Below are 14,068 nucleotides of genomic sequence, written 5' to 3'. Positions count from 1 at the left end.
TATCACATTCTCAAAGTAGGATGACCATTATGACCAATAATAATTGGATTATCATTCACACGACCTTCTTCAGGTCCGTTTTCTAGTTTCAGTACACCACGTGGACAAACTGAAGTACAAACTCCACAGCCTACACAAGCAGCACGAACGATATTCTGACCTTTTTGAGCATAAGCTCTAACGTCAATTCCTTGTTCGCAATAAGTAGAACAGTTTCCACAAGAAATACATTGTCCACCGTTGGTTGTAATTCTGAATCTTGATTTGAAACGTTGGATAATTCCCATATAGCCAGCCATTGGACACCCGAAGCGACACCAAACACGGTTTCCAAGTAATGGATAAAATCCTACTCCTACGATTCCAGAGAAAATTGCTCCGATGAAGAATCCGTACCCTTTTTTGATTGTGTTACTGCTAACTCCAAAAGCTTGTGAATTATTTCCAAGGTAACTCAATAACATGGAAACAATCATTACCATTGAAATTACTGCGGCAACCAACATAAAGTTTCTTGATTTTCCTTTCCCTTTGATGTAAAGAAATAGGAATAACAAAACAGCTAATCCTAATAATCCGAAAAGTAAACTATAACCCACCCAAGCTGGGAAGTACATCATGAGTTTGAATTCTGATTTAGCGAAATAAGAATACATAACCGCAACGGTCATTAACATTACGAAAACCATCACTGAATGCACTAACCAACGTTCAATTTTCCACGCTTTAATGGATTTATCAGAAAGATGTCTAAAACTATCTCCAGCAGTTTCGGCTAATCCACCGCACCCACAAAACCACGAACAATACCAGCGTTTTCCAACTAAATACGTTACAAATGGTGTTACGACTAAAAACAGAATGATTCCCCAAACCATATACCCTACTCCTAATGGTTGATTTTCTGGAGCAATTCGAGCATCGATTCTAGATCCAGTTAAAAAGTCAGAATTTAATGGCCAAGAATTTACTGGATTTAAAGAGTAGTATCCACCTGAGTTTGCATTTAGTCCTTCTAAAATATAAGGCAACATATAAGCCAAGACCAATTGAGAGAACATAACCACAACAGTTCTGATAAAATGATATCTATTTTTGCGGTATTTATACATGAATTTTACGCCCAAAAACACGATGGCAATAGTATAAAATGTTCCGTATAAAAACCATTTATCTGCTGGTTTTCCTCGCAAAATCTGACTCAATGGATCAAACAATGCGACCGTTCCTTCATTGGCTCCTTTTGCTCCTGTTCCATCTCCAAACCAATCGCCATACCAATATAAGCAGACATAAAATAAGGTTAGAATTATTGCTCCAATCCAACCTAAAGCACCGCGATTTGTAAGCGAATTAAAATATACTCCATTGTTCTTTATTCCAGCAGGTAAACCCTTGTATGTTCCTATTGCATAAAGCACTGGTCCAGCTGAAAATCCAAATAAAAGAATTCCTAGAAATAACCAATTTGGGGTTAAGGTTAATCCTGTCAACCACGTTAACAGCAGTATAAATAAGGAAATCGAAGCCAATGTTAAACCTAACTTTTGGGTTACGTTTAGGTTTTGGGTTTTATCACCAGCGATAGAATAATTAATTGTAGTTCCCATAATTTTATACCTTATCAAGCATTAATTTTCTCCACCATTTTTTTGGTGCAAGTTTTACAGATTCACCAAATTGATGATTAAAAGCATCAACGACATCTTTTTCAAAGGATTTAAAAAATTCAGGATCGAAGTTGGCGGTTTTCAGATTTTGCAACACCTCTTGAATACTCGCTTTTTCAGTGAGCCATTTTTCAAACAATTCGTGTCTCAAACGCAAACCAAAAGTATTTACTCCCTTAAATTCTTTTGAGTTTTTATCAAAAACAAAATTGAGAGAAACTTCATCTTTGTCATGTTTCCAAACAAAACTGCTTTCATTTTCTTTTAATTCTGACCAAACTCTTCCGTAAGTTTGATATTCTAAATCAAAAAACTTAGCGGAATTAAACCAATGACTCGGTTTGTAATTCATTTGATTGCCCACAATTGTTTGCGCAACAGTTTCTCCCATCATTCTTCCAGTGTACCAAACTTGCTCTAAAGGAGCTCGATCGTTAATTGGAGTTTTGAACTGTGCACAATCTCCAATAGCATAAACGTCTTTTTGATTGGTGGATAAATCAGGGTTAACTAAAATTCCTTTATCTATTTCGAGTTCGCTTTCTTTTAGGAAATCCACATTTGGACTCACACCAGCGGCCAAACCAACAAATTGACATGGAATTATTTTTCCTTTTTTAGTTTTGATTTCTTTTACTCTTTTGGAATCATCTGGAATAATTTCATCTAACTCCTCTTCAAAAAGTAACGTTAATCCATGATGTCTCTTTAAATGTTGCGTTACGAAATTGCTATCAGTTTCTGGAAGAGCATTTCCCCAAAAGGTTTTTTCACGAATTAAAAAAGTAACATTAATATCTCGTGAAAGCAGCATTTCAGCCATTTCCACACCAATTAATCCACCACCAATTAGAACAGCTTCTTTAATTCCACGGGTATTCTGCTCCATTAAATCCAAATCTTTTTTGGAATAAAGTCCTTGAACACCATGGTAATCTTGTCCCTTCCATCCAAACTTATTGGACTTTGAGCCTGTAGCCAAAATCAATTGGTCATAATGAATTGGTGGCGTTTGCAATAATTTTAAAGTCTTGGATTGAAAATCTACCTCATCAACATAATCTTCAATTAAATCAATACGGTTCTTTTTCCAAAAATGATTTTCATACGGTTGAATATCTTCAAATCGCATGTGTCCCATGTAAACATACATAAGCGCGGTTCTGGAAAAAAAATATTTTGATTCTGAGGAAATAATCGTAATTCTCTTGTCTGATTTTTTGCGAATGTGCCTTGCTGCAGTTACACCCGCTATTCCATTCCCAATAATTACGACATGTTCCATAGTTTATATTTTTTACTGCTTAGCGAAATGTTGCGCTCTTACAATAATAGAATAAAAAATGGAAAACATCAGTTGAAGATTGATTTAAGTTGGTGTATGTCTTAAATCTACTAAGTGATCTAACTTAAATAATTTTGGGGGAAAATCAATTCATTAGGGTCAAATTAATCGTGATTTTCATAATTAGAAAAGTATTTTGGAAATAAAAATAGTTTTGAGATTATGCCAAAACTAGATTTTAAATCACTTTTTGGCACCAACTCAATCTTAAAAAAACACTTACTCCTGATAAGTAAATCCATTTTTAAAGAAAACATAATTCCCTCTACTCACCTGCACTCTTACGGTGTTTCCATTGACTTCAAATGGTGCACCAGTTAAATTACTAACGATTTCTACTTGATTGTTATGAAATACTGAAACGCCTCCATTCAGATTCCTAAACGCTACAATTCCTGCTCTGATTTTGTATTCATCTGGAATGTAGTTCGCAATTTCATAACGTGTTCCATTATTGTAAGTGTATAACACACCATTTTCTCCCCACACCACCATATCGCGGAAAACTTCATAAAAATTCGGGAATGAACTTAATGTGGTTAACCCTCCATCAATGTATGCTTTTAGGTTGCCATTTCTATCCGTATAAACAAATTGATCGTATCCGGCTTTGTAACTCTTCACCATTGTTGGTTCCACATCTAGCACTTGGTTACGAAAGGCAACAGCAAAAGATTGATTAAAAGGGTCATTAAAGGCCACCAAATTTGCTCCAGCAGCGAATTCTATTTGATCATTAAAAACACCTAATTCAACAATTTTTCCTCCGATAAATGCATAATGTACATCTCCATTTCCACGGAAAGCAACGGTATTACTTCCTATATATTGGGGTAAATAAACATCCGAAATACTATAATATAAATCGTGAATTTCGCCTTTGTAATAAACACGGACTGCGTTATCTCGGCGGTCTTCAAAAACAACTAAACTATCTGAAACTTCATAATCTCGACCAAATCGAGTTAAAGTAACTGTTCTTCCATTGTCCCAAACAGAAACAATTGGCCCGGTATTCCAAGCCACCATATTCATTCCTAATTTATAATCATTTGCCAGTCCAGTCAGTTTTTCTTTTTCTCTTCCATCGTAAACATTCAAATCACTTTTATTATCGATGAAGGCAATAATTTCTTCTGAATATTTATAATCAATAGGTTTTAAATAGTCCAATTGTCTGGTTTGACCTTCATGAAAACTTTTAAAATAATCCCTATTATCCAACAATGGAAAAACCCTTTGGGCATTCAATTGAAAAGAAATTAGAATAAGAATTAATAAACTGCCTTTTTGAATCATAATTATTTGGGTATAAAAAAGGGTGTTCTTTAGTGAACACCCTTTAAATATTTAGTTCACCACTATCTTTGCTTTCAAAATTAAGTGAAACGCAGATATTGGACTTTATAATCAGACTATTTAGCTTCTGTTCTTTCCTTTGCAAGTTCAACAGCAGCTTTTACGTTTACAACTTTACCATATCTTGATAAGTTGTCAAATTTAACTAGCTCTTCAGAACCTGGAACCTTTTGGTATGTATCACCAAAATAATCACCAGAATCAAGAATAATTTGACGAACCTCAGCCATTGTTAAAGATGGAAAGTATCCTTTCAATAATGCAGCTACTCCAGCAACCATTGGCGATGCCATAGAAGTTCCTGCGATTGCTTCATACTTATTGTCTGGGAAAGTGTTGTAAATTTCATAACCTGGAGCGAAGATATCAACCTCATTTTTTCCATAGTTAGAGAATCTTGCAGCCAATTCTTTTTCGTGAACACGAGTAGATGCTCCAATTGTCAATAAATGAGTAAAAGGCAACTCTTGAAAGTCATATCTTACTGCTGGAAAATTACTGTTTATTGCTAAATCATTCGCTGAGTTTCCTGCTGCGTGAACAAAAAGAACATCGTTTTCTTGTGCATATATGATTGCTTCGTAAACTTCTTTTTGTAGACTAGAATAAGATTTTCCGAAAGATCCATTAATTACTTTTGCACCATTGTCAACCGCATAACGAATTGCTAAAGCGATATCTTTATCAAACTCATCTCCATCTGGAACTGCTCTCAAAGACATTAAAACAACGTTGTCAGCAACACCGTCTCCACCTAAACCGTTTCCACGTGTTGCAGCAACAATACCACCAACGTGAGTTCCGTGCAATGCATCAGGACCTTCATAGTCATTGTTACCATAATCAGTATCAGTTATGTCATACACATCATCACCAATTATTGCTCTTTCGTTCAAATCAGGATTATAATGACCATCGATCATTCCCTGAATTTGTGTGATTTGCTTGTCTATTGCTTCTTCACTCAAATCTCCTGACAATAAAGCCAAGCCCATTTGTTTCATCTGTTCTTGTTGCGCACCCTCAGCTTTCCATTTTTTCAATGACTTCTCGTCATACTCTTCAACTTCCATCATGTTTGCTATCATTCCTGGTAGCATAGGAAGCATCTGCTCTTTAAATTGAATTGTTTGCGCTATAATACCTTCGTATTTTGCACGATTAGATTCAACTTCTTCTTTTGTTTCTAAATAAAGTGCATATTCTTTAGCATCTTCACTTTTAACATCTGCCGAGTCAATTGCATCATACTTAGGCTTCAAATCAGCGTAAATTCTTGTTACGTTTAATCGTGCTTGATTAACGTTTTCACCATTTTTGTTACCTAGAAAGTTCCATCCGTGAATATCGTCGATGTAACCATTTTTGTCATCATCAATTCCGTTTCCTGGAATTTCACCTGTATTAGTCCAGATTTTACCTTGCAAATCTTCATGCTCGATGTCAATTCCTGAATCGATAATTGCTACGATAACTGTTTCTGGGGTAATGTTTTTAAGCTTCTTGTAAGCTTTTTCTGTTGACATCCCTGTTTTACTAGAGTTGTACCAATTTAATACTTTTTTATCTACTTGAGCTGTTGCTGTAGAAAAGTAAGCTCCTAAAAGAGCAGGAAGCATTATCCTTAAAAATATTTTTCTCATATCCGTTTTTATTTACACGTTGAAATTAACGCAAATGTTGAAATTAATCCACAATTTTACGATATTTATTGTTTGTAAGACGATTTTCGTCTCTTAATAGGTTAAATACTTAAACAAATGGTATTCCAAAAATTCATTTTCTGCCTTTTATTATTTTGTACACCCTTAACCATCCTCTCTCAAAAGTTAGGTTTTAAGGAAGTTGTAGAGAAAAATCCTGATTTAAAAATTCCTTTTTCACTACAAAATAATGATCTTAATAAATCATTCTTAGAGAAAGAAGGAATCATAATTAAAAGGGAAACAGACAATTGGTTGTACATCACGGAATCACCTCAATGGATTTCAAAAAATATTGCTGACAAGAAAATCAATGATTTTTATTTCGAGTATGCGCCACCGAGTTTATTGGACGATTCTGCTCGTGTGATGCACGATGTTGATCCTGTTCACAGCGGTGACTTCCCATTATTGGAAAGTTATACTGGAAAAGGAGTAATTATAGGTATTGTTGATGCTGGCTTAGATCATAGACACCCTGATTTTACGGATATTTATGGAAACAATCGCGTAATTCGTTACTGGGATCATTCTGTTACCAATCCAACAGCTTCTCCTGCGCCTTATAATTACGGACAGATTTGGTATGCAAATCAAATTCAAAACGGAACGATTACAAGTAATGAAGAATCTGGTGGACACGGTTCTTCTGTAACTGGAATTTGTGCTGGAAATGGTTTGGCCAATGGAAGAAATAAAGGAATGGCGCCAGAAACTCAAATCATTTTCGTAGAAACAAATTTTAATTTACCCAATTGGACATTGACTGTGGCTGATGCTTGTGATTATATTTTTAGTGTTGCAGATAGTTTGAATAAACCAGCAGTGATTAACTTGAGTGTTGGAAGTTATTTAGGGAGTCACGACGGTGAAGATCCAGCAGCTGAATTGATGGATTTATTATTGAGCGAAAAAAATGGAAGAATAATTATTTGTGCAGCAGGAAATTCTGGAAATACAGAAGATTATCATGCACAACAAACCATGACAGTTGCAGACACCAACTTTATTTGGTTTGAAAATAATCCAAGTGGATCTTTGGGAAACAATAGTGTTTTCTTCGATTTATGGTCAGATGTAAACGATGCGCAATTTAAATATTCTTTTGGAGCGAATCGACCAAGCCCTTCCTACGGTGATGCAGCTGAAACAGTTTTCCGTTTTGCACAATTAAATGTAGGAACCCCTATATTTGATACTTTATTTAATGATAACGGAGAAAGAATAGCGACTTTAGAAATTTATACAGAATATGTTGCAGGGAATTATCATCTTCAAGGTCTCTTTTCCAAAGTGGATTCCACCGATTATCTTATGCGTTTTAGCACAACAGGATTAGGGAAATATGATCTTTGGAGTGGCGCATGGATTGGGTTAAACAAGATAGTAAAAACCATCCCAACAGTGGTAGATTATCCACCCATTGTGAATTACGTTTTACCAGATAATGCACAAAGTATTGTCTCTTCATGGAATTGTTCTCCGAATGTGATTTCTGTAGCGAATCTCAGAGGAAGATTAGGACACATTACGAATGCTGGAACACAATATTACCCGGGAAGCGACATGACACCACCAGGAAATATTTCTCCAACATCTAGTCGTGGTCCTTCACGTGCTGGCGTAATTAAACCCGATATTAGTGCAGCCGGTGATGTTACGCTGGGAAGTGCACCATTGTTTATGGTCGGTAATTCGTCTTATGATACACAACTCGGAATTGGTGGTTTTCATCTGAGAAACGGAGGAACTTCAATGGCTTCTCCAGTGGTTGCTGGAATTGCGGCCCTGTATTTAGAACGTTGCAAAAACAGTTCATCTGCTGAATTTATGGCTGATCTATTTGGTACAGCGGAAAGCGATGCAGCTACAGGAACAACACCAAACAATAGATTTGGATATGGTAAAGTAAATGCCTTTGACTTACTAACGAGTAAGAATGGAAATCTTCAAATTTTAGGAGATACCGCAATTTGTCAAACACCCGTTCAACTCGCTGCGAACATTCCAATGATAAGTTATGAATGGTCAACTGGTTCTTTTTCTCAAGAAATCACTGTTCCTCAACCCGCAACTATTTCATTATTTGGAAGAGATCTGCAAGGTTGTAAAATTTATTCTGACACCGTAAGTGTTGTGCAAGGCAGTCCACTACAAAATCCTACGATTCAAAAATTGGGGAATTCATTAGTTTCGAGTAACGCACCAAATTATCAATGGTACTTAAATGACAGTCCAATTAATGGTGCAACAGAACAGACGTATACACCATTAGGGATTGGATATTACAGTGTTGCCATTCAAGGTGCTGACAATTGTAAAAGTTTTTCAAACGCGATTCAATGGACACTTAATTTAAAGGAGGAGGACAAATCTGTAATTACATTATATCCTAATCCGGCTCAAAACTCATTCTTTATTGAAGTGGAAGGAACAATGATCAAACGCTTTGAAATCACATCAACAACTGGTCAAATCATTAACAATCAGAAAACTAACTCAGATAAAATAAAAGTAGATATCAGCAGTTTATCGAGTGGTGCATACCTTATAAAAATAGAAACCAGCTCAGGAAGTAAAGTCTTACCATTTTTTAAAGAATAGTAAAGCGACTTATTATTATATTCTTTCTATTTTTGACAATCTAAAAAACAATAAATTATATATGGATTTATCAGGAGTAATTTCGATTTCAGGAAAACCTGGATTATTTAAAGTAGTAGCGCAATCAAAAAACAATATTATTGTTGAATCGCTAATCGATAACAAACGCATACCCGCATATTCTACTGACCGTATTTCGGCATTGGAGGATATCAGTATTTATACTTACGAAGAAGATGTTCCTTTGAAAGAAGTATATATCAAATTGGCTAAAAAAGAAGATTGCAAAGCAGGACCTTCTCACAAAGAAAGTTTGAATACTTTGACTAGTTATTTAGAAGAAATTCTTCCTGACTATGATCAAGATCGCGTTTATCCTTCTGACATTAAAAAGTTATTCCAATGGTATAACATTCTTCAAAAAGCAGGTTTAATTTCTTTAGAAGAAGAGAAAAAAGAGGAAACTAAAGAGGTTGAAGCGAAAGAAGAAGTAGCTGAAAAGGAAACTAAAAAAGCGGAAGACAAAAAGCCTGCAGCTAAAAAGCCAGCGGCAAAGAAAACAGAAGCAAAAAAAGAAACTGTAAAGAAGTCTGCTCCTAAAAAAGAGAAGAAATAAATCAATTACGAATTTGAAAATTACGTTCCGATATCTATCGGAATACGAATTGTAAAAATTCATTGATTCAATAATTGGAAATTACAATGTAGGGGCGTTTTGTAAAACGCCCTCATACATTGAATGAATTCGAAATTTTAATCCTGCGGTGCCTTCGGTAAGCTCAGTCACCAGGAATAACGTAATCACAAGAATTATTGTAAAACCCCAGCAGGAATAATTTAGCACATCACCCTCAGAAAAATACATCACAATGAAAGTTACACGTCCAAAAAGAACATTTTTACCTGATAATTTTATAATTGATCAATGGAAAAATGTAGAACCATTTTTTATTGATTTAGAAAATCGCTCTATCGATACGAAAGCGGAATTTGAAAAATGGATCAGTGATCAAAGTGAATTGGAAGCTGTAGTTTCTGAAGATTTGGCTTGGCGTTATATTAAAATGACAATCGATACAAAGGACAAGGAACTGGCGGATGCTTATGCTTTTTTCGTAAAGGAAATTCAACCTCATCTTGAGCCTTATTCTTTTCGTTTAAATAAAAAATTGTCTGCCTCTCCATTCAAATCTGAATTTAAGGACGAAGCGTATAAAATTTACTTTAGAGGAGTAGATACAGCAATCAAATTATTCCGTGAAGAAAATATTCCTTTGAATATGGAGTTGGCTGAGAAAAGTCAAATTCATGGTGCTGTAAGTGGTGCGCAATCTATCGAACACGGTGGTGAGAAAATCACAATGCAAAAAGCGAGTTCATTATTAAAGGAAAATGACGAAGCTTTGCGTAAATCCATTTTTGATAAAATGGCAACACGAAGAGCAGAAGATACTGAACAATTGGATGATTTATTTACTGAATTGATTCAATTGCGCCACAAAGTGGCGACCAATGCTGGATATGATAATTTCCGTGATTATATGTTCGACGAATTAGGTCGATTCGATTACACGAAAGAAGATTGTTTTGATTTTCATCAGTCTATAAAAGAAGAAATCGTGCCTTTGGTTAAGCAAATCAGTCAGAAAAAGGCTGAATTGATGGGCAAAGAGCAACTAAAACCTTGGGACAGCCAAGTTGATCCTTTGGGAAGAGCACCTTTGAAACCATTCAAGGATGGAAAAGAATTATTGGACAAAACGATTGTTATTTTTGATAAAATCGATACTTATTTTGGCGATTGTCTAAGAACAATGGATGCCATGGGTTATTTGGATTTAGATTCCAAAGATGGGAAATCTCCAGGAGGATATAATTATCCATTGTATGAAATCGGAGTTCCATTTATCTTTATGAATTCTGTTGGATCTCAAAGAGATTTAATCACGATGATTCATGAAGGAGGACACGCAATTCAATCGTTTTTAACGAGAGATTTAGCATTGACTTCATTCAAAAGCTTCCCCTCAGAAGTTGCTGAATTGGCATCAATGAGCATGGAACTTTTAACCATGGATTATTGGGATGAATTCTACGATAATGAAGAAGATTTAACAAGAGCCAAAATCGAACAACTGGAAACAGTGCTCGAAGTTCTTCCTTGGGTTGCAACAATTGACGAATTCCAACATTGGATTTATGAAAATCCTACGCACTCAAAAGAAGAGCGCAAAACAAAATGGATTTCATTATTGGATGAATACGGGACAGGAACAACCGATTGGACAGGATACGAAGATGTAAGAGCCTATTCTTGGCAAAGACAATTGCACTTATTCGAAGTTCCATTCTACTACATCGAATATGGAATGGCGCAATTAGGAGCTTTAGCCATTTGGAAAAACAGCAAGGAAGATTTCGAAAAGACAATTCAAGATTACAAAAAAGCGCTTGCTTTGGGTTATACAAAATCAATTCCTGGTGTTTACGAAGAAGCGAATATTACATTTGATTTTTCTAAGAAGAACATTAAGGAATTGGCGGAGTTTGTTGGAGGGGAATTGGTAATTCACATCCGATAGCTATCGGATTGATAATTGATAATTAACTTCTTTGAGGGCTTCGCCGTTGATTCGAGGTCATGCGTTTACAGATGGTAATTATTATTTGTTTCATGGAACCTTTTTGAGGTTAAAGTTTATAACTAATCACATTTTCAATGTTTTGAAGATAGAATGGTTGATAATTAGCATTATATTTGGATTGGAAATGTCGATTGGATGTGGGCAATTGCGTATATCGACCTGTTATAGTCAACTTATGAGAATGGTTCACAAAAATATACCGTATTTTTGTAATTAATTAATTAATGATAGCTTTTTACTTTTCGACCCATAGATAACTATAAGAAAATCATGTAGTTATGATTTGCTCACCTGATTCGCAAGGTGAGCAAATAAAAGTTATCAACAATATTTGTAAAATATGAAAGATTTAACTATATCGGCAATTGATAGGCAAAACATATTAAATAACCTAGAGGCCATTAATAACATTCAATCATACCTCGGGGTAACAGGTATGTTGTTTAAGAATGAATATCGATTTACAAAGGACCAAATATCGGAATTTTATAATATTGATATCAGTACAATAGATTCTTATCTTTCTAACTACGATAAGGAGCTTAAGCACAATGGGTATGAACTTTTAAAAGGAAAATTACTTAAATCATTTAAAGAAGAATTCGGAGGGATTATAAATATTCAAAGTAAAACTACTCAATTAGGTGTTTTTAATTTCAGAGCTTTTCTTAACCTAGGTATGCTTTTGGTCGAAAGTGAAATGGCCAAGGCTGTTCGAAGTAAAATGCTAGATATTGTAATAGATACATTAAATGACCAATTAGGTGGCTCAACTAAATATATTAATCAAAGGGATGAAGATTTTTTCCATTCTATGTTAAAAGAGCCTCATTATAGAAAAGAATTCACTACTGCACTTCATGATTGCTTAGAGCTAGGCCCTTATAAGTATGGTTATTACACTGATGAAATTTATCGATTTATATTTAAAGAGAACGCTAAGGAATATAAGCATATTCTTAATTTAAAAGACAATGAAAACGTCAGAGATACAATGTATTCTGAGGTATTGAATCTAATTGCATCATTTGAAACAGGCATAGCCCATGAGATGCAAGCGAAATTTACTGCACTTGGTAGAAAGTTATCGAAACACGAAATGGATGAATTATTGGTCTCTTTTGCAAATCATCCTCTACATAAGCCACATATAGAAAATGCTCGAACAAAAATGGCAACTAGAGATTATGGCTTTAGAAAAGTTCTTCATGATAATTTAGAGAATTATATTACCAGTATTGACTTGTCAGATTATCAAAGATTTCTAGGCGACAAGAGTCAGAGTCTTCAGGAAAGAATAAATGATAATATAGAAATATTCAAACGTCTTAAAGATAGATAGTATGTTGAAAATACTTTATTTCGATGTCAATCATGCAATTTCTGTTCATGACAAAATTATACAGAAATCTGGCGGGAATATGGGGACTATAAATATTGGTCTTTTAGAAAGCACTTTAGCTCACATTCAAAACGACATCTATTATCCTACTTTCGAATCTAAAGCAAATCATCTTTTTTATTCTATAAATAAAAACCATGCTTTTACAGATGGTAATAAACGATCATCAATAGCGTTGTGTGCGTATTTTATGGAGATTAATGGTTTTGGATTTAAAATTAATTATTTTTTATCTGAAATTGAAAATATCGCTGTTGACGTTGCTGACAATAGGATTGATAAAGAACTTCTTCAAGAAATAATCACATCACTTCTATATGAATCTGGATTTTGCAATAAACTAAAAATGAAGATTATAAATGCTAAAATGAAACAAAGACTATAACATGATATATAGCAAATAGGGCACTTCATGGTTTCCGAAAGTTCATTACCTTTAACCAACACCGCCAAATCGTTGATTTGGCTTTTGAATAAAAAATAAAAACAAAATACAACGCTTTGGCTCAGTGGGAACTTGGAAGTTAATCTGTATCTTTCTGCGCTACTTTTCATATACCCAATCGTTAGGCAGCATTAAATAAAATGAGAAATCTACTTTCAAAGGAACTGAGTGAAGTAATAGCAAGTGACGAACATTCGGGAGAAATGATGAGTTCAGACGAAAACTCAACGTTTTATCGTGAAAAATTAATTGAATTGTCAGAGCGTACTGCTTCTGGGTTCTCTGTGAGCGGTAATTTACCCGTTTTGATTCTTAAATTCGGAAAGTGGAATTGGCTATTCGGAAGCTTGTTCATAATGTTTCTCGGGTTTTTCGTTGCAGTTGCAACTATAAATATTGAAGAACCGATTTATCTCCTATTGCCATTGGTGATTCTATCCATTTCTATTGTATACGCCAAATTTTGGAGTATTACCAATAAAATAACTCTTGACTGTAGTAATAAAAATCTAATCATTGAAAGCGACCATTGGCTTGGAAGACATTTAGGTGGTAAAAAGTTTATTCCATTTTCTGAAATAATATCTTTTGATAAAAAACTCAAAAGATATCGGGCGAAAGGACAAATAATTCATTATCGATATAGAATAATATTAAAAACGAATCTCAAAAAGCATAACCTATTTGAGATACCTCATGGACCGATTTACTACATTAACGAAAACTCAATGATTGAATCTATTAAAGGAATAATTAAAAACGCTGCCTAATCGAGTAGACGGCTCCGCCAGATAAACTGACGGAGTGCGCCTCTCACACCACCGTACGTACGGGTCTCGTATACGGCGGTTCGTATCTTGGTGGATTAAACGACAAATGAAGTTCCAACATTCCA

Annotated in this window: 10 protein-coding genes; 6 read left to right on the top strand and 4 right to left on the bottom strand. The window is 34.8% G+C overall.

Annotated elements, in window-relative coordinates; all coding sequences use genetic code 11:
• Positions 1-2: 2 nt before the first annotated feature.
• From ERX46_RS13615 to ERX46_RS13600, 4 genes are all read right to left on the bottom strand, one after another.
• The gene (locus ERX46_RS13615) at positions 3-1,610 is read right to left on the bottom strand and encodes a 4Fe-4S binding protein (RefSeq protein ID WP_130094429.1); all 1,608 of its coding nucleotides are present in this window, start codon (positions 1,608-1,610) and stop codon (positions 3-5) included.
• 4 nt (positions 1,611-1,614) lie between these two features.
• On the bottom strand, positions 1,615-2,955 hold the full coding sequence (locus ERX46_RS13610; RefSeq protein WP_130094428.1) for an NAD(P)/FAD-dependent oxidoreductase: 1,341 nt from the start codon (positions 2,953-2,955) through the stop codon (positions 1,615-1,617).
• A gap of 279 nt (positions 2,956-3,234) precedes the next feature.
• Positions 3,235-4,314 (bottom strand): hypothetical protein, encoded by a 1,080-nt coding sequence (locus tag ERX46_RS13605; protein ID WP_130094427.1) that lies wholly within the window; start codon positions 4,312-4,314, stop codon positions 3,235-3,237.
• Positions 4,315-4,430: 116 nt separating this feature from the next.
• Positions 4,431-6,017 carry a S8 family peptidase gene (locus ERX46_RS13600; protein WP_130094426.1) on the bottom strand — a complete coding sequence of 529 codons (1,587 nt, stop codon included), beginning with the start codon at positions 6,015-6,017 and terminating at the stop codon, positions 4,431-4,433.
• A gap of 117 nt (positions 6,018-6,134) precedes the next feature.
• Between ERX46_RS13600 and ERX46_RS13595 the strand changes: the two genes are divergently transcribed.
• The 6 genes from ERX46_RS13595 (at position 6,135) to ERX46_RS13570 (ending at position 13,943) form a co-directional block, all read left to right on the top strand.
• Complete coding sequence (locus ERX46_RS13595; RefSeq protein ID WP_130094425.1) at positions 6,135-8,681, top strand: S8/S53 family peptidase; 2,547 nt, start codon at positions 6,135-6,137, stop codon at positions 8,679-8,681.
• Positions 8,682-8,742: 61 nt separating this feature from the next.
• Entirely contained in the window at positions 8,743-9,297 is a 555-nt protein-coding gene (locus tag ERX46_RS13590; protein ID WP_130094424.1) for a DUF5606 family protein, read from the top strand.
• Positions 9,298-9,550: 253 nt separating this feature from the next.
• A complete protein-coding gene (locus tag ERX46_RS13585; protein ID WP_130094423.1) occupies positions 9,551-11,263 on the top strand; it encodes a M3 family oligoendopeptidase in 1,713 nt (570 codons plus the stop codon).
• Positions 11,264-11,666: 403 nt separating this feature from the next.
• The gene (locus tag ERX46_RS13580) at positions 11,667-12,668 is read left to right on the top strand and encodes a DNA-binding protein (RefSeq protein WP_130094422.1); all 1,002 of its coding nucleotides are present in this window, start codon (positions 11,667-11,669) and stop codon (positions 12,666-12,668) included.
• A 1-nt stretch (position 12,669) separates the two neighbouring features.
• Positions 12,670-13,113, top strand: coding sequence for a type II toxin-antitoxin system death-on-curing family toxin (locus ERX46_RS13575; protein WP_207214178.1), 444 nt, complete (start codon positions 12,670-12,672; stop codon positions 13,111-13,113).
• Between the two features lie 200 nt (positions 13,114-13,313).
• Positions 13,314-13,943, top strand: coding sequence for a hypothetical protein (locus tag ERX46_RS13570; protein ID WP_130094421.1), 630 nt, complete (start codon positions 13,314-13,316; stop codon positions 13,941-13,943).
• The last annotated feature ends 125 nt before the right edge of the window (positions 13,944-14,068 follow it).

The organism is Brumimicrobium glaciale (assembly GCF_004152935.1).
Taxonomy (GTDB): Bacteria; Bacteroidota; Bacteroidia; order Flavobacteriales_D; family Crocinitomicaceae; genus Brumimicrobium; species Brumimicrobium glaciale.
This window is presented reverse-complemented; position numbering and strand designations above follow the sequence as displayed.

Coding starts and splice junctions, on each gene's coding strand:
- ERX46_RS13615 (WP_130094429.1), bottom strand. CDS start 1,610: ATGGGAACTACAATTAATTATTCTATCGCTGGTGATAAAACCCAAAAC.
- ERX46_RS13610 (WP_130094428.1), bottom strand. CDS start 2,955: ATGGAACATGTCGTAATTATTGGGAATGGAATAGCGGGTGTAACTGCA.
- ERX46_RS13605 (WP_130094427.1), bottom strand. CDS start 4,314: ATGATTCAAAAAGGCAGTTTATTAATTCTTATTCTAATTTCTTTTCAA.
- ERX46_RS13600 (WP_130094426.1), bottom strand. CDS start 6,017: ATGAGAAAAATATTTTTAAGGATAATGCTTCCTGCTCTTTTAGGAGCT.
- ERX46_RS13595 (WP_130094425.1), top strand. CDS start 6,135: ATGGTATTCCAAAAATTCATTTTCTGCCTTTTATTATTTTGTACACCC.
- ERX46_RS13590 (WP_130094424.1), top strand. CDS start 8,743: ATGGATTTATCAGGAGTAATTTCGATTTCAGGAAAACCTGGATTATTT.
- ERX46_RS13585 (WP_130094423.1), top strand. CDS start 9,551: ATGAAAGTTACACGTCCAAAAAGAACATTTTTACCTGATAATTTTATA.
- ERX46_RS13580 (WP_130094422.1), top strand. CDS start 11,667: ATGAAAGATTTAACTATATCGGCAATTGATAGGCAAAACATATTAAAT.
- ERX46_RS13575 (WP_207214178.1), top strand. CDS start 12,670: ATGTTGAAAATACTTTATTTCGATGTCAATCATGCAATTTCTGTTCAT.
- ERX46_RS13570 (WP_130094421.1), top strand. CDS start 13,314: ATGAGAAATCTACTTTCAAAGGAACTGAGTGAAGTAATAGCAAGTGAC.